General features: G+C 71.6%; 16 protein-coding genes. 5 read left to right on the top strand and 11 right to left on the bottom strand.

The features are described from left to right. Positions 1 to 13: 13 nt before the first annotated feature. Positions 14 to 676 carry a glutathione S-transferase family protein gene (locus WME76_RS33020; RefSeq protein ID WP_437956214.1) on the bottom strand — a complete coding sequence of 221 codons (663 nt, stop codon included), beginning with the start codon at positions 674 to 676 and terminating at the stop codon, positions 14 to 16. On the opposite strand from WME76_RS33020, the gene WME76_RS33015 reads away from it, so the two are divergent. Next, a complete protein-coding gene (locus WME76_RS33015) occupies positions 675 to 1,235 on the top strand; it encodes a hypothetical protein (RefSeq protein WP_437956213.1) in 561 nt (186 codons plus the stop codon). The genes WME76_RS33020 and WME76_RS33015 overlap by 2 nt on opposite strands. Positions 1,236 to 1,263: 28 nt before the next feature. On the opposite strand, the gene WME76_RS33010 is transcribed toward WME76_RS33015, so the two are convergent. Continuing rightward, on the bottom strand, positions 1,264 to 2,718 hold the full coding sequence (locus WME76_RS33010) for a thrombospondin type 3 repeat-containing protein (RefSeq protein ID WP_437956212.1): 1,455 nt from the start codon (positions 2,716 to 2,718) through the stop codon (positions 1,264 to 1,266). Between the two features lie 677 nt (positions 2,719 to 3,395). Then, positions 3,396 to 4,952: a sigma-54 interaction domain-containing protein gene (locus WME76_RS33005; RefSeq protein ID WP_437956211.1), complete on the bottom strand. Its 1,557-nt coding sequence runs from the start codon at positions 4,950 to 4,952 to the stop codon at positions 3,396 to 3,398. A gap of 239 nt (positions 4,953 to 5,191) precedes the next feature. Here WME76_RS33005 and WME76_RS33000 point away from each other — a divergent pair, with 239 nt between their 5' ends. Then, positions 5,192 to 6,427, top strand: coding sequence for an RtcB family protein (locus WME76_RS33000; protein ID WP_437956210.1), 1,236 nt, complete (start codon positions 5,192 to 5,194; stop codon positions 6,425 to 6,427). Positions 6,428 to 6,466: 39 nt separating this feature from the next. On the opposite strand, the gene WME76_RS32995 is transcribed toward WME76_RS33000, so the two are convergent. Continuing rightward, positions 6,467 to 7,822 carry a PQQ-dependent sugar dehydrogenase gene (locus tag WME76_RS32995; protein ID WP_437956209.1) on the bottom strand — a complete coding sequence of 452 codons (1,356 nt, stop codon included), beginning with the start codon at positions 7,820 to 7,822 and terminating at the stop codon, positions 6,467 to 6,469. Between the two features lie 336 nt (positions 7,823 to 8,158). On the opposite strand from WME76_RS32995, the gene WME76_RS32990 reads away from it, so the two are divergent. After that, a complete protein-coding gene (locus WME76_RS32990) occupies positions 8,159 to 9,676 on the top strand; it encodes an MFS transporter (RefSeq protein ID WP_437956208.1) in 1,518 nt (505 codons plus the stop codon). Positions 9,677 to 9,701: 25 nt separating this feature from the next. Here the strand turns inward: WME76_RS32990 and WME76_RS32985 are convergent, their stop codons facing one another. From WME76_RS32985 to WME76_RS32960, 6 genes are all read right to left on the bottom strand, one after another. Further along, on the bottom strand, positions 9,702 to 10,565 hold the full coding sequence (locus WME76_RS32985) for an STAS domain-containing protein (protein ID WP_437956207.1): 864 nt from the start codon (positions 10,563 to 10,565) through the stop codon (positions 9,702 to 9,704). Between the two features lie 205 nt (positions 10,566 to 10,770). Beyond that, positions 10,771 to 11,937, bottom strand: a complete 1,167-nt coding sequence (locus WME76_RS32980) for an SUMF1/EgtB/PvdO family nonheme iron enzyme (protein ID WP_437956206.1) — start codon at positions 11,935 to 11,937, stop codon at positions 10,771 to 10,773. 152 nt (positions 11,938 to 12,089) lie between these two features. Beyond that, the gene (locus WME76_RS32975) at positions 12,090 to 12,731 is read right to left on the bottom strand and encodes a LolA family protein (protein WP_437956205.1); all 642 of its coding nucleotides are present in this window, start codon (positions 12,729 to 12,731) and stop codon (positions 12,090 to 12,092) included. Positions 12,732 to 12,831: 100 nt separating this feature from the next. After that, positions 12,832 to 15,288 (bottom strand): cytochrome c peroxidase, encoded by a 2,457-nt coding sequence (locus tag WME76_RS32970; RefSeq protein ID WP_437956204.1) that lies wholly within the window; start codon positions 15,286 to 15,288, stop codon positions 12,832 to 12,834. Between the two features lie 251 nt (positions 15,289 to 15,539). Continuing rightward, positions 15,540 to 17,036 (bottom strand): C45 family autoproteolytic acyltransferase/hydolase, encoded by a 1,497-nt coding sequence (locus WME76_RS32965; protein WP_437956203.1) that lies wholly within the window; start codon positions 17,034 to 17,036, stop codon positions 15,540 to 15,542. 1 nt (position 17,037) lies between these two features. Beyond that, complete coding sequence (locus WME76_RS32960) at positions 17,038 to 17,862, bottom strand: glycosyltransferase family 2 protein (protein WP_437956202.1); 825 nt, start codon at positions 17,860 to 17,862, stop codon at positions 17,038 to 17,040. 168 nt (positions 17,863 to 18,030) lie between these two features. Here WME76_RS32960 and WME76_RS32955 point away from each other — a divergent pair, with 168 nt between their 5' ends. After that, complete coding sequence (locus tag WME76_RS32955) at positions 18,031 to 19,344, top strand: MFS transporter (RefSeq protein ID WP_437956201.1); 1,314 nt, start codon at positions 18,031 to 18,033, stop codon at positions 19,342 to 19,344. A 12-nt stretch (positions 19,345 to 19,356) separates the two neighbouring features. Next, positions 19,357 to 20,349 (top strand): phosphotransferase enzyme family protein, encoded by a 993-nt coding sequence (locus tag WME76_RS32950; RefSeq protein ID WP_437956200.1) that lies wholly within the window; start codon positions 19,357 to 19,359, stop codon positions 20,347 to 20,349. A gap of 92 nt (positions 20,350 to 20,441) precedes the next feature. On the opposite strand, the gene WME76_RS32945 is transcribed toward WME76_RS32950, so the two are convergent. Continuing rightward, positions 20,442 to 21,761, bottom strand: a complete 1,320-nt coding sequence (locus WME76_RS32945; RefSeq protein WP_437962181.1) for an MFS transporter — start codon at positions 21,759 to 21,761, stop codon at positions 20,442 to 20,444. Positions 21,762 to 21,798: the final 37 nt, after the last annotated feature.

Here is a 21,798-nt window from a genome sequence, read left to right as displayed (position 1 = left end):
GTCGGCGGGTCGCCTAGCGCGCGCTTCCGCGCGGAATGCCGAGGCGGTCTTCGTAGGCGTTCAGGACTTTCACGAACGCGGGCCGCTCTTCGCAGCGACGGCGGTGGTTCTCGACGTTCGGATACCTGGCGAGGATCTCCGTCTTGCGAAGCTCGCGCAGCACGCACGTGAGAATGATGTCGGCAACCGTGAAGTCAGCCCCCGTGATGAACGGCTGATCCTGCAGCATCTGGTCGATCTTCGGCAAGAAGCGATCGAGTATCCCGACATGCCAAGGGCGCAAGGCCTGTAAATGGGGGTTTGAGTCGCCTTGAAGATCGGCAAATAGAATCGGCAGCGAAAAAGGCTCGATGTTGTTCAGTGACGTGATCGTCCAGCGATAGACCTGCGCGCGCCCCTTCAGATCAGAAGGGATCAATTTCCCGGATTTTTCCGCGAGATAAAGCAGGATCGCGCCCGACTCCGTCAAAATATACCCGTCGTCGTCGATCGTCGGAACTTGTTTGAACGGCGACACCATTCCGAACTCGACGTCATCCTGAAGGCCGTTTGGTCCGCAATCGAGCCCGACGGCCTCGTAGGCGATCCCGCACTCTTCCAGCGCCCACATCGCACGAAGGTCGCGCGTGTAACCCCAGAGAAACGGCGGCAACGATTTGAAAACGTATACTTTCATGAAGCTGACCTCATCTCATGATCGAGTGAATGCGCCGGTTCATAATTATCACCCGCGCTACGTGCCTTGGAAGCCGGCGCGACCCCGCGCGACGTGCCCGGTCACGCCATGGAAGCTCGTCGCGGCCGAGGAAAATGGCTGCACGGACGCCTATTGCGGGACCGGCCCCGGCGGCGGGCGCCCGTGCCTGTGCCGTGATGATCGGGGCGAGACGGCGGTGACCCTCACCACGAACGGCACGGCCCTGCGCCTCCCGGTGGAGGTCTCCGCGTTCAATCCGTGGGGATCGAGCTTCGTGGACGTGACGTCCGCCGATCTCGACGGCGACGGCTCGCCTGAAGTGATGCTCTCGGTGCTGCAGGCGGTATCGAACGGGCTCGGCGAGGAGTTTCGCCCGTTCGTCGTCGTTCGCCACGGCCGGGAAATGCTGCGCTATGACAGCGGCGTGTTGACCGCGAAAACGGCCCTCGTTCGCGTGGGCGCGGAGTGCCATCTCCAGCGAGGCGCGCAGCGCCACCGATCGGCTGGCGGACCACGGACGCCGCACGAGCGCCCGTGATCGGGCCAGCGCCGGGCGCGGCAGCGCCTCAGGGCCGGTGGGCGGTGAGGTCGAAGGTCGCCGTCGGGTAGAACTCGAAGGAGCCCGACGGCGCGGTCTCCTCGAACGTCGCCCCGCTGAGCTGGTAGGTCAGGGTGAGCGGCACGGCCGAGCAGAGCGGGGCGGAGAGGTAGTTGAAGCGGCCATCGCGGTAGTTCGCGGGCCGGTCCATCATGAGGAGCGCCTCCGTCTCGAGCGTGCCCACCGTCGACCCGCGCTCGGCGACGATCACCAGCGGCCCCAGCGTCTCGAAGCGGAAGTGGGCGGAGTGGTCGCCGCCGTTGTAGTCGGTCTTCTCGATGATGAGGAAGCTCTCCGGCACCATGTGATAGCGGACCGTCGACCCCTCGACCGTGATCCAGCCGAGGCTCATCCTACCCAGGGACGTGCTCCCGGCGCCGCCGTCCCACGCGCCGCCGTCGCTGAGCCGGTACTCCGCGTGGATGCTCATGATCGGCATCGACGCCCACGAGCCGCGCTCGGTGTAGTACGGGGTGAAGACCGCCGTGTCGATGGTCTCGGGGCTCGGACCGCTGCCAGGGTTCGGCCAGCTGTTGTTGTAGTCGGGATCGACGACCCCGACGGCCAGGCACGCCCCGCCGCGCTCGTCGATGTCCAGATCGCACGCGTCGCCGATCCGGTTGCCGTCGACGTCGAGCTGATCCGGGTTCACGTCGAAGGGGCAGTTGTCCTCCAGGTCGGCCACGCCGTCGCCGTCGTCGTCCTCGTCGCACGCGTCCCCGAGCGTATCGCCGTCGAAGTCCGCCTGATCCGCGTTCGCCGCGTGGGGACAGCTGTCCAGCGTGTTGGACACCCCGTCGCCGTCGACGTCGTCGTCGCAGGCGTCGCCCCTCTCGTCTCCATCGGTGTTGGCCTGGTCCGCGTTGGGGACCCACGCGCAGCTGTCCGACGCATCCACGACGCCGTCGCCGTCGTCATCGTCGTCGCAGGCGTCGCCGTACGGGTCCTCGTCGAAGTTCGCCTGGTCGGCGTTGCGGACCGCGACGCAGTTGTCGGCTGCGTTGGGCGCGCCGTCGTCGTCGAGGTCGTCGTCGCAGGCGTCGCCGCTCCCGTCTCCATCCGTGTCGAGCTGGTCCACGTTCGCGGTCTGCGGGCAGTTGTCGTCCTCGTTCCGGACCGCATCGCCGTCCATGTCGCCGTCGCACGCGTCGCCGAGCCCGTCCCCGTCGACGTCGCTCTGGCCGTGGTTCGGGTCGTCGGGACAGTTGTCGATGTCGTCGTCCTGCCCGTCGCCGTCGTGGTCCGTGTCGCTCGGGTCGGGCGCGTCGCCGCCGCCGCCGCCATCCCCGTCATCGTCGCAGTCGCCCTGACCTCCGGCGCCGCCGTCACCGCCGCCGTCGCTCCCGCCCTGCACGGGTCCGATGCAGGCCGCGAGCGAAGAACATAGCAGCACACACGTCGCGATGTGGTTCCAACGCATCATCAATCTCCTCAAGCCGTGCCTGGATCAGGGACTCGATGGCAGCCGTATGGGATCCGCCACGAGGACGACCTGGCTTCGGCGTTCATTGACATCCGGGCCATGGACGTGGTCGCTGGTGCAGGCGGCGAGCGGTAGCGGTCGTCGTCGCTGCCCGGCTTCCACGGTTCGTCAGGATCGGCGCGCACCCGGCCCCTGTCCACCACACCGCAAGAGTCCAACTCGCCGGCCCCCGGGCGTCGCCGGCGCCGTCCGACCCTCGGGGTCGCGGGCGCCGGGAGCGCCCTCACCGGTCGGGTAGCTGAGGAATCCCCTCAAATTCTTCGGAGAAATTCACAGGGAGGCGGGGAGGCGGGGAGGAAAATCTTCAAAATACTCCCCGTCTCCCCGCCTCCCTGTTCAATTTCTCCGCTGAACATGGCTGTTATCACCGGCGCGGTGTTCAGTCGGCGTCAACCCGCCATCGCGTCAGGTGGTTAGAAGGATACGGAGGTCGACAGATTGACGCCGTGCTCTCGAACGGCTCAGCTCGTGTAATCCTGGCGCGACGAAGGTGTTCTCGAACGGTTTTCGCCCAGTTACGCCCAGGTAAGGGCGGCCCGCTTGGCCCGGTGAAGACACGCTGCTCTGGTGCGGGAGGCGCCCGGCCGGACGGGCGCCCGCACGACGACGTGGAGACGTCAGGCCGCCTCGTCGCCGCGGAGGCCATACGCGGCCATCTTGCGCTTGAGCGTGTTCCGGTCGATGGCGAGCGCGCGCGCCGCGCGGGAGATGTTGCCCCGGTGCACCCGGAGCGCGCGCCCGATCGCCGCGCGCTCGGCCGACGCCACCGCGTCCGCGAGCGGCGCGACCTCGTCGCCGCCGGCCCCCGGCTCCGCCGGCCGCGCGGCCCCGCCCGCGCCGACGCCCGCCGAGCCCGCCGAGCCCGCCGCCGCCGTGATCTCCGGCGCGAGGTCGCCCACGTCGACCGTGTGATCGCAGAACACCCCCCACCGGAGCACCTCGGCGTGCAGCTCGCGCACGTTGCCCGGCCACGGGTGGCTGCAAAGGCGCCTCAGCGCCTCGCGGGTCACCTTGAGCCCGCGCCCCTTGCGCCGCGCCCGCACCTCGTCGAGGAACGCCTGCATGAGGCTCTCGATGTCGCCGCCCCGCGCGCGGAGCGGCGGGACCTCGATGACCGCGCCACGGAGCCGGTAGTACAGGTCCTCGCGGAACTCCCCGCGCTCGACCATGGCCGCGAGATCGCGGTGCGTGGCCGCGAGGACGCGCACGTCGAGCTCGATCGTCGCCTCGCCGCCGACCCGGCGCAGCGTCCCGTCCTGGAGCACGCGCAGGAGCGACGCCTGCACCCGCGGCGACAGCTCGCCGATCTCGTCGAGGAACAGCGTGCCGCCGTGCGCCTGCTCGAAGACCCCGCGCCGCCGCCCCGCGGCCCCGGTGAAGGCGCCCGCCTCGTGGCCGAACAGCTCGCTCGCGAGCACGCCCTCGGCGAAGACGCCGCAGTTCTCCGCGATGAACGGCCCCCCGCCGCGCGGGCTCTGCTCGTGGATCGCCCTGGCCGCGAGCTCCTTGCCGGTCCCCGTCTCGCCGAGGATCAGCACGGGCACGTCGGTCGCGGCGACCCGGGCGATCCGGGCGCGGAGGAAGCGCATCGGCTCGCTCTCGCCCACGAGCACCGCGTCGCGGGTGCGCGCCTCGGCCCGCAGGCGCACGACCTCCTCGCGCAGCGCGCGGATCTCGGGGAACCCCTCGATGTCGAGCCGGACCTCGCGCACGGCGCGCGGGTGCGGCCGCGGCACGAACGCCGCCGGGATCACCTGGAGCATGCGCGCCGGCAGGAGCCCCGCCTGCACCAGGATGACCCAGAGCGTCTGCGCCTGCGGCGTGCCGGCCGAGAGCAGCACGTCGGTCGCCCAGGCCGCCGGGGGGAACGCGCGCTTGAGCTTCGCCGAGAGCGGCCCGAGCGCGCGGAAGAGCTTCGCGTAGTCCGACGGGTCGTCGACGTCGACCACGCGGAGCTCGACGCGCGGCGCGCGCCCCCGCGCCCGCTCGACGAGCGCCCGCGACGGGGCCTCGCCCGCCGGGATGGTGAGGACCACGATCGCGTCGTAGCGGCTCTCCTCCTGGTCGAGCAGCCGCAGCACGGGCCCCCGGTCGCCCTCGGGCCGGCGGCCCTGGTGCGCGGGCGCCGGCCCGAGCGTGCCCGCGTCCGACCAGGTCAGCAGGAGGCGTTTCACGGGTGCGCGGGCGCCGGCCCGGGCGCGCCGGCGTCGAACCAGGTCGGCAGGAGGCGATTCACTGGTGCACCGTACACCATCACTGGTGCGTCATGCACCATTCACGATGGTGCGCCATGCACCACATCGCGGCGAGGTCGAGCCGTTCTGCCGGCGAAGGGCGCCGAGCGCGCGCTGGCACGGGATCCGCAAGTCTCCTCGGCGTTCGCCCGCGCCACGGGCCACGGAGACCCTCGTTCATGAAATCGCCCGCCGACAGCGTCGTTCTTCCCGCCCACGCCCGCGTCATCGCCCGCGACGACGTCTGGCTCGAGGGCAACGCCGTCCAGCAGTTCGCGCGCGTCGCCGCGCTCCCCGGCTGCGTCCGCGCCGTGGGCATGCCGGACCTGCACGCGGGCCGGGGTATCCCTGTCGGCGCGGCGTTCGCGTTCGCGGACCGCGTCGTCCCGCAGCTCATCGGCGGCGACGCCGGCTGCGGCGTGCGGCTCGTCGCGACGTCGATCGGCCGCATGGCGCCGGACGTCCTCGAGCGGCGCGCCGGGGAGGCGATGGAGGACGACCCGCTCGCCGGCTGCGACCCGGCGGAGGTGTTCGATCGGGTCTGGCGCCGCGGCGCGCGCGGCCTCGCGGAGGTCGACGGCGCGCCCGAGGCGCTGGCGCGGCTCGCGGCGGCGGAGCCGGAGGACGGCCTGCGCCCGAGCGGCGACCCCGCGCCGTACCGCGCGGGGTACGAGGCCGCGCTCGGCTCTGTGGGCGGGGGGAACCACTTCGTCGAGATCGCCCGCGTCGGCGCCCTGCGGGACCCGGCGTCGTCGGCGGCGGTCGGCCTCTCCGCCGGGGATCTCGTGGTCCTCGCGCACTCGGGATCGCGCGGGCTCGGCGGCGCGCTCGGGGAGCGCTGGGGCGGCGCGGTGCTCGAGGGGGACGCGGCCGAGCCGTACCTCGGCGAGCTGGCGGGCGCGTGCCGCTTCGCGCAGGCGAACCGGCTCCTGCTCGCCTACCGGATGCTGCGCGCGCTCGGCGCCACGCGGGCGTCGAAGATCGCGGGCGGGTTCGATATCACCCACAACGACGTCGCGCGCGAGGCGGTGGGCGGCGAGCCGGCGTGGGTGCACAGGAAGGGGGCCGCGCCCGCCCGGGGCGACGATCTCACGATCGTGCTCGGCTCGCGCGGGACGCCGTCGTGGGTGATGCGCTCGCGCGACGCGGAGGCGGGGCTGCGCTCGGTCGCGCACGGCGCGGGGCGCAAGATGGGGCGCGGCGAGGCGCGCGAGAAGATCGCGGCCAGGTACCGTCGGCGCGAGCTCGCCCGCACGGAGCTCGGCGGCCGCGTCGTGTGCGACGACCCGGCGCTGCTGCTCGAGGAGCACCCGGACGCGTACAAGCCGATCGAGCCCGTCGTCGAGAGCCTGGTGGAGGCCGGCCTGGCGACGGTCGTCGCGCCGCTCGTGCCGGTGCTCACGGTGAAGCGATGAGCCGGTCCCGGGCGCAGATCAGCGCGGGCCGGAGGAATCTCACTTGCCGTAGGCCACGCGCCACACGGTGTTGCTCTGGTCGTCGGTCACCAGCAGCGCGCCGTCCTTGGCCACGGCGACGCCGACCGGACGACCCCACACGTCGCCGGTGCTCGTGACGAAGCCGGTCATGAAGTCCTCGTAGTAGCCTGCCGCCTTGCCGTCCTTGACCGGGATGCGGATCACCTTGTATCCGGTGCGCCGCGAGCGGTTCCACGAGCCGTGCTCCGCGGCGAAGATGTGGCCCTGGTAGTCGGCCGGGAACTGCTGGCCCGTGTAGAAGCAGAGGTCCAGGGACGCCGAGTGCGACTGGATCAGCACGTCCGGCACGATCACCTTGTCCCTCAGCTCGGGGTGCTTGCCCTCGTGGCGCGGATCCTGGTTCGGGCCGAGGTAGTACCAGGGCCAGCCGTAGAAGCCGCCCTCTTGCACGCGCGTCACGTAATCGGGGACCAGGTTGTCGCCCAGCTCGTCGCGCTCGTTCACGCTGGTCCAGAGCGCGCCGGTCGCCGGCTCGATGGCGAGGCCGACCGGATTGCGGATGCCGGACGCATGGAGCGTCTCGTTCTTGCCGTCGGGCGTGAAGGCGAGAATGCAGGCGCGGCGGTCCTCGGACTCGTCGTCGTCGACGTTGGAGCGGGAGCCCACGGACACGAACATCCGCTGGCTGTCCTTGCTGAAGACGATATCGCGGGTCCAGTGGCCGCCGCCGCCCACCGCCTCCTTGCCCGAGGGGATGTTGGTGACCAGCGCCTCGGCCGGGCCGCTGGCCTTGGTGTCGCCCGTCTTGTAAGGGAACCGCACCACGCTGTCGGTGTTCGCCACGTAGATGTGCGTCGGCGCATCGGTGTTGGCCGGATAGAAGGCGATGCCGAACGGTTTCTTGAGATCCTCGGCGTAGATGCTGCGGAGGTCTGCCTTGCCATCGCCGTCCGTGTCCCGGAGCACCTGCACCCGGTCCCCCTCGCTCTCGGCCACGAACACGTCCCCGTTCGGCGCCACCTGCACGACTCGGGGCTCCTCCAGGCCCGTGGCGAGCTCGGTGACGGTGAACCCCGATGGGACTTTGGGGAACATCCCCGGTTGACGATCTGCCTTGCTCGGCCTGTTGACGACCGACTCATCCTCGTTGGGCGCGGGGAGCTCGGCGACGGTGATCTTGCGCTTCACGCCCGGCGCGTCCGTGGTCCAGTCGCCCAGCGCGTCGGCGCCGGTGAGGATCTTGTCGGTGGGCGCTGGCTGCGGCGTGATCTCCGCGCGCTTGGGCGAGCACGAGGCCAGCGCGCCCGAGCCGACCAGGAGCACCTGAGCCACCCCGAGCCGGGCCCACCGGCGATCTGAGCTTCGGTTGTCCATGGACTCTAGGTGCCATTCGGATCCTCCTCTGTCCACGGCTCTCTGTCCGGCGCCGCTCCACCCATGAGCTCGCCGATCTCCTCGCCTTGCATGTCCGCTCGCGCGGCGACGGCCGGCAGGCGCGGAACCCCGTGATCCGGGGCACCGCTCCGCGTGATCTTGCGTGGTTGTCCAGGCGCGCGGGGCGGCGGGAGCTCGCTCGCGGCGCTCCAGGCGCGCGATCTTCGTGTGCCCGCGACGGCCTGCGGTGAGCTGCGCTCATGATCCTGATATGTGCCCCGCACTCGGTGTGGTACGGAGGCTCGCCCGGGGGCGCGGGCGCGCGAGGAGCATGAAATGACGAACGCAGCCGTGAGCGAGCCCGCTGTCGAGGGGCCGCCGAAGCTCTCCTTTGCTCAGACCATCAGGAGCCTTCCGCGCTCCTTCTGGATGGGCTGCACCATGGAGATGTGGGAACGACTTGCCTATTACGGCGTGCGGGTCGTGATGCCCATCTACATCGCGCAGGCCGACGAGCCAGGGGGCCTGCATTTCAGCCAGCAGGACAAGGGCACCATCTACATGGTCTGGGCCCTCATCCAGTCGCTGCTGCCGATGATCACGGGCGGCTACGCCGATCGATACGGCTACAAGCCCACCATCTTCATCACCGTCTGGCTCAAGATCATCGGTTATCTGCTGATGGCGACGCAGCGGAGCTTCACCGGCTTCCTGCTCGGCGTGGTGGTCCTGGCGACGGGGACGGCGCTCTTCAAGCCGGGGATCCAGGGCACGCTGGCCCAGTCGATGGACAAGTCCAACTCCTCGGTGGGCTGGGGTCTCTTCTACTGGCTCGTGAACGTGGGCGCGGCGGTCGGCCCGCCGCTGGCCGGCTATCTCCACGGCAAGGGCTGGCCGTGGGTGTTTTACGGCTGCGCCGCGATCATCTCGCTGAATTTCCTGATGCTGTTCACGTACAAGGAGGTCGACTCCGGCGCCGACAAGACCTCGGATGCGTGGAAGGTCTTCAGGGACACGATCAAGAACATCTGGGACGCGCGGCTCATCACCGTGATCCTGCTGCTCTCGGGGTTCTGGCTGATGATGTACCAGCTCTGGGATCTGATGCCGAACTTCTACACGGACTGGATCAGCAGCACCTCGTTCGTGCAGAACAACCCGTGGCTCCCGGCCTCCTGGCTCAACGCGGGCGACGCGCGCGGGGTCCAGCTCAAGCAGGAGAACGTGCTCAACCTGAACGCGGTGTGCATCGTCCTCTTCCTCGTGCCGTTCTCGTACCTGGTGGCGCGGATGAAGGTGCTCTCGGCGATGTCGCTGGGCATCCTCGTGGCGATCGGCGGGATCATCGTCTCCGGGACGACGAACTCACTTTACGTGCTCTTCCTCGGAATCCTCTTCTTTTCCATCGGAGAGATGCTGACCGGCCCCAAGAAGAGCGAGTATTTCGCGCTCATCGCGCCCCCGGGGAAGAAGGCGTTGTACCTCGGGTACATCAACATCCCGGCGGCGATCGGCCCTGCCCTCGGGGCGCAGCTCGCGGGGATCCTGTACGGCACCCGGGGCGAGAAGGCCACGCTGGCCCTCCGGTACCTCGCCGAGAAGACCGAGCATGGGAAGGGGTGGAACGGCGACGTGTCCTCGCTCCCCGAGGCGGTCGGGGTCTCGCGGCAGGAGGCGTTCAGGAAGCTGCAGGAGGTCCTGAACATCGACGCGGTCGAGGCCACGCAGCTGCTCTGGGAGACGTATCGCCCCTACGAGATCTGGTACGCGTTCGCGGCGATAGGGGTCGCGTCGCTGGTGGGGATGCTGATCTTCACGCAGCGGTCGAAGAGGTGGAAAGACCTCGACGTATAAGCCCCCGCCCCGCGTCCCGCGTCCCTCAGGCCGCGCCGCCCAGGTTCACCGTGGTCGCGAATGCGATCCCGCTCTGCAGATCCCGGCGCGTCACGATTCCCGCCATGTCGATATCCAGCCCCACGATCGCCTGCGCCACCTCGGGCCGGATCCCTGTCAGCACGACCCGCGCCCCGAGCAGCCGCACCGCCCTCGCCACCTGGAGGAGCGCGCTCGCGGAGGTCGTGTCGATGTGCGGCACGCCCGTCACGTCGACGATCGCCACCCGCGCCTGCCGCTCGACCACCTTGGCCAGCAGGTTCTCCATCATCTGCTGCGCCCGCGAAGCGTCCAGCGCGCCCACCAGCGGCAGCACGAGGACGTCCTGGCTGAGGGGCACGATGGGCGCCGACAGCTCCAGGAGCGTCTTCGCCTGCGACCGGAGCGTGTCCTCGAGCCGCTTTCGCTCGGTGATCACCTCCGCGAACAGCATGATCCCTCCGATCTCGCCGTTCGGCGTGTACCACGGGAAGATCTTCCAGCTCCCCCACTCGACGGACCCGTCAGCCCGCGGGAAGGGCTCCTCATCGTTCCCTTCCGAGGCCCCTGCGAGGCAGCGCTGGTGGACCGCCTTCCAGTGCTCGGGGACGTCGGGGAACACCTCGTAATGGTTCCGGCCGATGAGCTCTCGAGCATCCAGGCCGAAATCCGCCCCGTAGCGCTGACTGGCCATGACGTAGCGCATGTCGCGATCGAACATGGCGAACGTGGCCGGCGTGTAGGTGATGAAGAGGCGCACATGCTCCTCGCTCCGGCGCAGCGCCTCCCGGAGCCGATCCCGCTCCTCCTCGGCCTGCTCCAGCTCCTGGATGCGCTGCCTCAGGCGCTGGTTTTCCGCAACGAGTTCCATGTGATCCGAATCGCCGCCCATCCGTGCCTCGGTTCTGACCTGGACTGTATATCAAAGAAGCACGGCGCACGGCGCACGGGCGCACGGTGATCGATGCGGCGCAGCGCTCGCCCCCACCAGCGCTGGTCGGGGAACCAGCAGACGAGCGCGAGCTCGTCCCTGGTTCCCTGATGGACTCACGACCGCGGAAGCCCGACCGCGCCCCTCACCGCTTCTCGCCGCTCGTCGCCGCCGCCGGCGCGCCGCCCCCCGGCGTCGCGTCCACCGCGCCCGGCCCGAGCAGCGTCCCGCACATCGTCTTGCACAGGATGTCCGTCGCCCGGCACTCGCACTTGCCCTGCTGCTTCAGCTCGAGCTTCCCGCGCATCTGCTCGACCGTGAACTGCGCGAGCCGCTCGACCCGGTCCATGCTCCAGCCCTCCTGGATCTGGCGCGGCGTCCGCGGGTCGGTGGTCTTGCCGTCGGGCTCGGCGCAGCAGCGGAAGCTCAGGAAGTAATAATAAAACCCCTCGTCGTGCGTGTAGATCTTCGGGCGGCACTGGTTGCGCACGCCCTTGTACCAGGGGCCGCCCGTGTGGACGCTGTCGAACTTGCCGCGCCAGCCGCCGCTCGTCTCGCTCGCCACCACCTCATCGGTGTTCGCGGGCATGTCGGCGACCCCGTAATCGCTGATGCACTGCGCCTGCGACCCGCTCCGCACCCCCTTCCAGAGGCGGGCCAGCTCGGCCGGATCGCGCTTCGCCACCTTCTTCATGTCGGGGTCGTCCCAGAGGTGATCGCCGTTGCACTTCGTCGCGTCGCGCGAGTACCCGTAAGGGAACGGCTTGATCTCGGGGCCCTCGCAGGCGAGCGTCCACTCCGACTCGGTGCAGAGGCGCTTGCCCACGGCGGCGCACTTGACCTGCGCCTGGTGGAACCGATTCATCACCTCGGGCCGCTCCCCCTTCTTGTTCGGCCACTCGTACGTGTCGACGCAATACCGCTTCTTCACCTTCTCGCCGGTGCAGCGCCCAGGGGTGGGCGCGAACTCCTCGCAGACGGTCTTCTTGTTCGACTTGTCGTACCAGCTCTTGAGACAGCTATGCTCGACCTCGGTGCAGTACTCGCCGTCGACGAGCTTCATGTCGGCCGGGCATGCCTGCTCCTCGGCGGCGGCGCTCACCCCGCCCGTCGTCCCGGGCTCGGCGGCGTGCGCGCCGGGCTCCGCGGCCGGGGGCGCCGCGCCGGCGGTCCCGGCGGCGGACGGCGCGGCCGCGGGCGGGCGATCGTCGCGCGCGCGCAGTGGAGCCGGCGGCTGAGCGGGCTCCGGCGGAGCGCCGGAGCAGGCAGCGGCGAGCGTCAGGGCGGGGAGGGGGAGCAGGAGGCGTCGCATGCCCGGCGTCATAGTCGAGATCGCGGCGAGGGGAACCAGCGTCGCGCCCCCGGGACACGCGCCCTCGCCTCCCCGAACACGCGCCGACGCGTCTCCGCGACAGGCGCCGCGCGCCCCGGCCGTCTCGCGCGCCTCCCTCGCCGGCGGGCCGCTCAGCCCTGCTTCGGCGCCCTCATCCGCGCCGGATCGACCGCCACGTCCCGCGCCACCTTGCCGAACGCGATGACGCTCCGGTCGCCGTTCTTCTCCTCGATCACGACCCGCCGCACCGACCAGAGCTCCGGCCCCGAGGTCATCTCGAGGCTGCGCACGTGCTTCGCGACCTCCTCGACCCGCGGGCGCGCGGCCAGCGTGATCCCGCCCTCGCGGCTCGGGATCGACAGCTCGTAGCGCGCCCTCAGCTTCTCGAGGTCGCCGCCGAGCAGCACCAGGAGGTCCGACAGCACCGCGCCGAAGCGCCCCGCCGCGCCCCGCCCCGCGCCCGCCGCGCCCTTCGGCGTCGCGAAGCCGAACCCCTCGGGCGTGATCCAGTAGGTGATCGCGTCCGGCGGCTTCAGCTCCCAGCGGAGGCGGTCCGGCAGGACCAGCGTCATCTCCCCGTCGCTCTTCACCGCCGTCGCGAGCAGGCCGATGCTCCGCTCCTGCGTGAACGGCGCGACGAGCGTCTTCACCGACGCGCGCGCCCGCGTGATCTCGGCCAGCGCGTCGCCCACCGCGTCGGCGCGGGCGCGGCCGGCGACGGAGAGCGCGCCGCCGCACGCCGCCAGGCCCATCAGGAAAGATCGTCGCTGCATCCTCGTCCTCATTACCCCAGACGGGCGGGCCGCGCTTTGCTTCACACCTGGCAGATTTGCCAGGCGCGGCAGGCGCGGGAGCGCAGCCGGCCGGCCGCGCTCAGTCCGCCACGGGCTTCGGCGTGTTGGGCCCGCTCTCGGGGAGCTCCGGCTTCGCGATGTACTCCTTCGGGAGCTCGCCCGTCAGGGACTTGAGCCAGACCACGATCTGATCGACCTGCGCGTGGGTGATGTCCTTGCCGAGCTGGTGCTTCGCCATGAGCCGCACCGCCTCCGGCAGCGACGAGACCGACCCGTCGTGGAAGTACGGCGCCGTCATGGCCACGTTGCGGAGCGTCGGCACCCGGAAGACCATGAAGTCGGCCTGCTTCTTCGTGATCTCGAAGACGCCGCGGTCCATCGTGTCGGGCCACGACCTCACCAGGCCGAGCTTCTGGAACATCGTCGCCCCCACGTGCGGGCCGAAGTGACACGTCACACAGCCGACCTCGACGAAGGCGTTGAAGCCCTCCTTCTCGGCGTTGGTCAGGGCGTCCGGATCCCCCTCCAGGAACAGGTCCCACCGCCCGCGCGTGAACAGCTTGCGCTCGAACGCGCCGAGCGCCTTCGCTGTGTTGGTGGTGGTCACCGGCCACGGGTCGTTCGGGAACGCGCGGCCGAACGCCTTCACGTACTCGGGGATCGAGCGCAGCGTCGCCTCGAGCCGCACCGGCGTCATCGCCATCTCGCTCGGGTTCATCATCGGCCCGTTGGCCTGATCCTCGACGCTGTCGAAGCGCCCGTCCCACATCAGCGAGAAGAACCCCGCGGAGTTGTAGACGCTCGGCGTGTTGCGCCGGCCGCTCTGGTGGGCGTGCCCGATCGACACCTTGGCGCCGTCCGCCCCGTAGCGGTCGAGCGGGTGGCACGAGTTGCACGAGAGGTCGTGGTTCTTCGAGAGCCGGTTGTCGTAGAAGAGCATCCGGCCGAGGCTGACCTTCTCGTCCGTGAGCGGGTTGTTCGACGAGGTGATGAGCGCCGGCAGCGGGTTGAAGCTCCCGAGCCGCTCCGGATCGATCTGCACGGCCGGCTCCTCCGCGCCGGGCGCGGACGTCGCGCCGGGCGCGGCGCCGACCGGGGCCGCCTGCGGGGCGGCCGGGGCCGCGCCGGGCACCGAGGAGGGCGCGGCCGACGTTGTCTTCTGCACGAGCCACGCGCCCACGCCGGCGCCTGTCGCGGCGACGAGCGCCGCCGCCGCCACGAGCGGGGCCGCCTTGCTGCGGGGGCGCGGCGCGGCGTGGGTCGGATCGCCCGCCACGATGATCGTCCGCTGGAACGGCGCCGAGGTGCCGGCGCCCGTCATCGACGGCGGCGGGCCGTCGATCCTCGGCTCCGACGTGCGGACCGGGGCGCCGCTCTGCGAGTACTGCATGCTGCGCTCCTGCCAGCTCCGGGGCGTGGCCACGGGCGTCGGCGGCCGCCGCGACCCGGGGTCGCCGTAGTCCTGCCAGCTCCGGGGCGTGGCCACGGGCGTCGGCGGCCGCCGCGTCGCGTGGTCGCTGGGCTCGGGCCAGTTCACGGCCGTGCCCGCGGGCGTCGGCGGGCGCCGCGTCGGGGCCTCGGGGTTCGCCCGCGACGGCGGCGGGACGTCGGCCTGCAGCGAGTCGGGCAGCGGCTGCAGCATGTCCTCGCGGATCGAGGCGCCGTACGGCAGCAGCGTCCGGACCGCGTCGAGCATCTCCGCCGCGGACTGGAAGCGCAGGTTCCTGTCGATCTGGAGCGCGCGGTGCACGATCTCGCCGACCTCGTAGGGCACCCACGGCGCCAGGCTCTGGATGGGCGGCGCCGGCACCGAGCAGATGGCGACGATCAGCTCGCCGAGCCCGCGGGAGTTCCGGTAGGGGGTGCGCCCGGCGAGCATCTTGAAGAGGACGATGCCGAGCGACCAGAGGTCGGTCCGGCCGTCGACGTCCTTCATGTTGCGCGCCTGCTCCGGCGACATGTAGATGGGCGAGCCGATCAGGTTGCTCGTGGCCGTGAGCTCCTGGTGCTTCTCGAAGCTGTCGTCCGCCTGGATCTTGGCGACGCCGAAGTCGAGCAGCTTGACCGTGAGCTCCCCCCCGTCGCGCCGGGCGAGGAACAGGTTGGCCGGCTTGATGTCGCGGTGGAGGACGCGCGCGTCGTGCGCCCGGATCAGGCCCATGCACGCCTGGGCCACGATGCAGAGCGCGAGCTCCGGCGGCAGGGGACCGAGTCGCCGGAGGAGCTGGTCGACGTCCTCGCCCGAGAGCAGCTCCATCACGAGGAAGGGCAAGCCGGTCGCCCGGTCCCTCCCGCTATCGAGCACGCTGGCGATGTGCTCGCTGTCGATGGCGCCCGCCGCCCTGGCCTCGCGCTCGAAGCGCGCCATGACCGCCTCGTCCTGCGCGAGCTTGCTCGTGATCACCTTGACGGCGACGCGACGACCGGTCCCGAGGTGCCGTGCCTCGTAGACTGCCCCCATCCCGCCCTCTCCGAGCAGCCCGAGGATGAGGTACCGTTGATCGAGGGTGGTGTTGATCAGGTTGATGTCCGTCATGGTCCGGTCGACCCGGTCGCCGCTCCGATGCGCCGACCCTTGCGCCCCGGATCGCATTCTCGGACGGAAGTTCTCGCTAGGCAATCTCGCGGTAAGGGCGCCCCGGACGAGAGGTGTCCTACCGCCGATGTACGGGCGTGGGCGAGCGCCGGCAGTGAACCCGGGGCGAAACGGCTGCGCGCCGGGCCGGCTGGATCGGCGCCTGCGGCTGCGCTCGCGGTTCCGCGCGGTTAATTTATTTGTTTGTTTATTTAAGGAGTGTCACGGCCGCGCTTGCCATCCGAAGAGGACGGATCGACCGCGTCGCTTCCCTGCTCGCCGCCGGGGTGGGGCGCGCCGGCGCGCTCCCAGGCGGCGTAGTCGCCGCTCGTGAGCAGCGGGTCCTCGGGCAAGGCCTCTGGCTCGGCGGTGTCGCGGGCGGGGTCGAAGGCCGGATCGAGCAGCCGCGCGAGGTCGAAGCGCAGGAAGCGGCCGGCGAGGTGGGGGCCCTCGCTCACCCAGAGCACGCGCGCGGTGGCGTCCATGACGACGGCGTGGGTCGCGATGAGCGCGTCGATCGCGCGCCGATCGCCGAGCGGCAGCGGCGCGCCGCCGGGCCCGCGCCGGTCGCGCAGGACGTCGACGGCCGCCTCGATCGCGGCGCCCTCGGGCAGGGCCGCGAGCCGCTCGTCGAGGCGGCGGCGCCGCGCGTGGGTCGAGGTCTCGGCCTCGACGCGCCGGTTGCGCGGGTCGCCGGCGAGCGGCCCCTCGAAGTGGTTGGTGAGCGGCACCTTGCCGCGGCCGCGGCGCGCGTGGAGCGGCGCGCCGGGCGCCCGCTCGGCGATCGCGACGTCGCCCGCCGCGTCGACGAGCATCACGAGGTGGGAGACCATCGGCGCGCGCGTCTCGAGGATCGCGAGCGCCTCGTCGACGCCGTCGGCGCGGCCGAGCACCTCGCGCATCGTGTGGACGACCGGCTCGCCGGCCGCGCGCGGCTCGCCGGCCCGCCCCCCGTGGACGACGAGCGCGAGGCCCGCGGCGTTCATCCCGGTGACCGCGCCGACGAGCCCGGGCCAGGCCACCGAGGCGTACGGGATCTTGCCCTGCTCGTGGACGAGGAACACCGCCTTGCCCTCGTCGAAGACGGGCCCGGCCTCGAAGTCGAAATTGCGGGCGAGCACCGCGTGCCCGCCGGCCGACGCCGTCCCGGTGAGCGCGAAGCTCGTGCAGCCGATGAGCGGGGAGTGCTCGAACGAGAGCGCGATGTCGTAGAGCGACTGGAGGAAGACGAAGCGGTGGTACGTGGGGAGGACGCCGTCGAACGGGTCGGGCGAGAAGGCGCGGGCCTGCGCGGCGATCTCGCGGCGCGCGCCCCCGGCCATGCCCTCGTCGACGCCGCGGAACTGGAGGCGCGAGACGTCCATGATGAGCCACCGCAGCGGGGCGACGGGCACGTAGCGCTGGAACTGCTCGTAGAGGGTGCCCTCGTTCTTGACCATCTCCGGGTAGAAGAGCCGGCCGTGCTGGTGGCCGATCTCCTCCGGCGATCCGGCGAGGCGCGCCTCGAGGATCCGGCCGCGGCGGCGCGCGTAGGCGGGGCCGAGCACGCGCAGGCCCAAGGGTCCGGCCGTGGGCTCGCCGGAGGCGGCGCCGATCGGCGGCGGATCGATCCGCGTGGCGGCGGCGATGCCGAGGTGCGCGAGGACCGGCGCGGCGAGGAGCGCGGCGGCCGCGATGAGCTTGCGCCGGTGGCGGGCGGCGCGCTTCACATCAGGGCGACGCCGTCGTCGGCTGCGACGGGCGGGGGTCGATCTCCGCGACGATCGCGCTCGCCGCGGCGGGGCGGCGCGCGGCCGGAGCCGGCGTCGGGGCGGCGGGCACGTGGCGGAGCCCGCGCGTGAGCGCGAGGGTCGTCACCACCCGGCGCACGATCCGCGCCGGATCGCGCACGCTGTCGAAGTGCGTGAGCCGCTCGTCCTCGGGCGGGTAGATGACCCGGATCGGCACCTCGACGATGCGGACGCCGGCGGCGACGGCGCGCAGGAGGATCTCCGCCTCGAAGGCGTACCCCTCGTCGCGCGCGCCGAGCGAGAGCGTCTGACGGAGCGGGTAGCGGCGCAGGCCGCACTGCGTGTCGGCGAAGGGGCGGCCGGCGAAGAGCGAGAGGAAGAAGTTCGAGATGCGGTTCGAGATCTGGTTCGCGCGCGGCGCGCCGGCCGAGGCGAGATCCCGGATGCCGAGCACGAGCGCCTCGGGGTCGGCGTCGGCCTCGACGAGGCGCCGCGCTTCCTCCGGCGGGTGCTGGCCGTCCGCGTCCACCGTGATCGCCACGTCGAAGCCCGAGGCGAGGGCGAACTCCATCCCGGTGCGCAGGGCGGCGCCCTTGCCGAGGTTCTCCGGGTGGCTCAGCACCGTGGCGCCGGCCGCGCGCGCCAGCTCGGCCGTCCTGTCGCTCGACCCGTCGTCCACGACGAAGACCGCGCCGGCCAGCCCGTCGACCCGCAGCGCCTCGCGTGTGACGTCCCCCACGTTGCGCTCCGCCTGGTAGGCGGGAATGATGGCGCAGATCCGCATGAAGCAGAGCGCGATTACCACGGTGTGCCCTGGATGAACAGCGGCAGGCACGATCTGTCCGCTACGTTGTCGGCCGGGCGACGTTCGGCCGCGCTTGATCTGGATGCGGGCGAACCAGCGCGGGGCGCATGGCGGACGGCCACGGCCGCGCTGCCCGGGTAGCGCCCGTCCAGTCAAGGAGACCTCCACGTGCATGTCCCCTCGACGCCGGCCGGCGATCGTCGGCCGGAGCCCCGTCCGGGCTTGCTCCGTCGCCGCCCCCATTTCCGTCGCGTCTGGCTGAGCGAGATCGTCTCGCTGCTCGGCGACTGGATGAGCTTCGTCGCCGTGAGCCTGCTCGCGCTGGGCGGCGAGGGGGGCGGGGTCGTGGCGCTCGCGCTCGTCATGGTGGGGCACCACCTGCCGAACGCGCTGTTCGCGCCGGTGGCGGGCGTGCTGGCGGACCGGCTCGATCGAAGGTGGCTGCTGATCGCGACGAGCGCGGCGCAGGGCGCGCTCACGGTGGCGATGCTCGTCGCCGCGGTCCTCGGCAGCGTGCCCGCGGTGCAGGTGCTCGTGTTCGCGCGCGCGTCGGTGGGCGCGCTGCGGCTGCCGGCCCAGAGCGCGGTGCTGCGGCACGTGGTCGAGGAGGACGAGCTGCTCGAGGCGAACGCGATCGCGTCGGCGACGTGGAGCGTCATGTTCGCGGTCGGCATGGCGTTCGGCGGCCTGATCGCGGCGCTCGGCCCGGCGGCGGCGCTCGCGCTGGACGCGGCGTCGTTCGGGCTGTCGGTGGTGTTCCTCTGGGGTCTGCCGCGGATGGTCGCCGAGGGGCGGCCCGCGGAGGGCGGCGCGGTCGCCGCGCTCGCGTCGGTGCGCGGCGACATGGTGCTCGCCTGGAAGCACGCCTGGGAGCGGCCGCCGCTGCTCGACGCCGTGCTCGCGAAGACGCCGGTCCACCTCGCGAACGGCGGGGCGCTGCTGCTGCTCAACGTGGTCGCGACGCAGCTCGCCTTCGCGGGCACGGGCGCGCTCACGCTCGGGGTGCTCCAGTGCGTCCGGGGCGCGGGGACGGGGGTCGGCCCGCTGCTCGGCGTCGCGCTCGTGCGCCGCGGCCTCCGGGGCGAGCTCGCCGCGACCGGGGCCGCCTGGCTGACGTTCGCGTCGATCGCGGCGTTCGCGGTGACCCGGCACTGGGCGGCGCTGCTCGGGATCGCGCTCGTGTGGGGCCTCGGCAGCGGCGCGAACTGGGTGCTGTCGAGCGCGGAGATCCAGCGGCTCTCGCCGGACCGCTTCGTCGGGCGGCTCTCGGCGATCGACAACCTCTCGCTCACGGTCGGCCTGTGCGCCACGTCGCTCGGGGGCGCGGTGCTGGTCGAGCGGGTCGGCGTCCCCGGGGTGGCGGCGTGGCTGGGGCTCGGCGCCGGCGTCGTCGCCTGGCTCGGGTCGCAGTGGATGGTGCGCCGGCGGGCCGCGGCGGGGGCGAAGGCGCTTTCCTTGCGGCCCGGGGCGGAGCGCAGGTAGCCTCCCGCCCCGATGATCCCGGATGGTTGGGCGCCGCTGCGCGGCCTCTCGGTGCGCCGCTGCGAGGACGAGGGGCTCATCAACGGGACCTGGGTGGCCGGCGTGGCCGGCGAGCCGCCGCGGTATGTGGTCCAGCGGGTGAGCCCGATCTTCGCCCCGGCGGTCCACGACGACATCGAGGCGGTGACCGCGCACCTGGCGAGCCGCGGCGTGCCGACGCCGCGCCTGCTGCGCGCGGACGACGGCGCGCTCTTCGCGCGGGACGGCGCGGGCGCGGTGTGGCGGGCGATGGACTTCGTCCCTGGCCGCACGCACCACCGGGTCGGCTCGCCCGCGCTCGCCCGCGCCGCGGGCGCCCTCGCCGCCCGCTTCCACCGGGCGGTGGACGATCTCGAGCACGCGTACCGCCACGTCCGCGCCGGCGCGCACGACACGGCGCTGCACATGGAGCGGCTGGACGGCGCGGCCACCGGGGGCGAGGGGCGGCGGCTGGCGGACGCGATCCTCGACGCGTTCCGCACGTGGCAGGGGCGGCTCGACCTGCCGGCGCGGCACTGCCACGGCGATCTCAAGATCTCGAACCTGCGCTTCTCGGAGGCGGGGGAGGGGATCTGCCTGCTCGACCTCGACACGCTGGCGATGCAGTCGCTCGACGTGGAGCTCGGCGACGCGTGGCGGTCGTGGTGCAACCCGGCCGGGGAGGACGCGACCGAGGCGCGCTTCGACCTCGAGGTCTTCGCCGCCGCGGTGGCCGGCTACCGCGAGGTGCGGCCGTTCAGCGCGGAGGAGCGCGAGGCGCTCGCGGACGCGGTGGAGCGGATCGCGCTGGAGCTCGCGGCGCGCTTCTGCCGGGACGCGTTCGAGGACCGGTACTTCGGCTGGGATCCGGCGCGATTCCCGACGCGGGTCGCGCACAACCTGCACCGGGCCGCGGGGCAGCTCTCGCTGGCGCGCGCGGCGCGGCGGCAGCGCGGGGAGATCGCGCGGCTGCTCGCGGGGGGGTGAGCGGGGCGGCGCGGGGGGCTGCTGGCCTTTCAACCCATTGTTCGGCGCTGAATTCTCGGCGCTTCAGCCCGCGGCGTTCACATCGAGCGGGTTCAGCTCGCGCGCGCGACGCTGACCGCGGTGCCGCCGACCACGGCGCCGCTCCGGGCGAGGCGCTCGGCGAGGGCTTTGTCGTAGCGGGCCTGTTCGTTGGCCTTGTGGGCGGCCGTGAAGCGCACCAGGATCGCGCACACCGACGAGGCGAGCGCGGCGAAACCCAGCACCGCGAAGCAGTCCTGGGTGTCGCCGACCGCCTTCAGCAGAAAGCCCGCCGCGACCGCGCCCACATTGCCGCCCGCGCCCACGATACCTGCGACGCCGCCGAGAGCCTTGCGATCGATGAAGGGCACGAGCGCGTAGGTGGCGCCGCAAGCCATGTGCGTGAAGAGCCCGAAGCAGATCATCGCGAGCACCGCCATCCCCGGCGTCTGCATCTTGGAGAACCAGAGCAGGCCGATCCCCTCGCCGATCATCAGCGCGAACAGGAGGGTCGTGCGGGCGTCCAGGCCCTTCCGATGTGCCAGCCGATCGGAGAGCATGCCGCCCACGGCGCGCGCGAACAGCGCCAGGAGCCCGAAGCTGCCCGCGGCCATGCCTGCGGTCTGGAGATCGAGCTTGAAGCGATCCACGAAGTAACTGGCGGCCACGTTGTGCACGAAGAGCTCGATCCCGAAGCAGGCGCCGTACGTGATGAACAGCATCCAAGCCCGGTAGTTGCTCCCCGCCGCCTTGAAGACCGCCCAGCCACCCTTTTTCCCGCCCTCGATCTCGACGCCCGCCGCGCGGAGGTCCTTGTAGTTCCCTTGCGGGCAGTCCTGGGTATACTTCCAGTAGAGGACCGCCACGACGAGCATGAGCGCGCCCGGCACCAGCATCACGACGCGCCAGCCGACCGATGAGGTGATACCCAGGCTCAGCACTGCCGCGAGCACCCAGGGCATGGTCGACTGCGTGACCCCGCCTCCGGCGTTGCCCCAGCCTGCGGTGGTCGCGTTCGCGGTGCCGACCACGTTGGGAGCGAACATGACGGACGTGTGATACTGCGTGACGACGAAGCTCGCGCCGATCATGCCGATCAGCAGCCTGAAGAACAGGAAGACCTCGTAGCTCTGCGCGAGCGCGATCCCGAGCACGGGGACGGCGCCGAACGCGAGCAAGCACGTATAGGTCGCTCGCGGGCCGTACTTGTCGCAGAGCGGCCCGATCACCAGACGACCCGCCACCGTGATCCCCACGGCGGCGATGTTGATGTTGGCGATCTGCTCCTTGGTCAGCGTGAATTCGCCCTTGATGACGGGCATCAGCGGCGCCACCGCGAACCACGCAAAAAAGCAGGCGAAGAACGCCAGCCAGGTCAAGTGGAACGCACGCATCGCTGGAGTCGACAGCGAAAACAGCTCTATTTTGGTC

The organism is Sorangium sp. So ce119, from assembly GCF_051524405.1.
GTDB lineage: Bacteria > Myxococcota_A > Polyangia > Polyangiales > Polyangiaceae > Sorangium > Sorangium cellulosum_G.
Note: the sequence above shows the minus strand (reverse complement) of the source record. Positions and strands in the feature narration are given on the sequence as shown.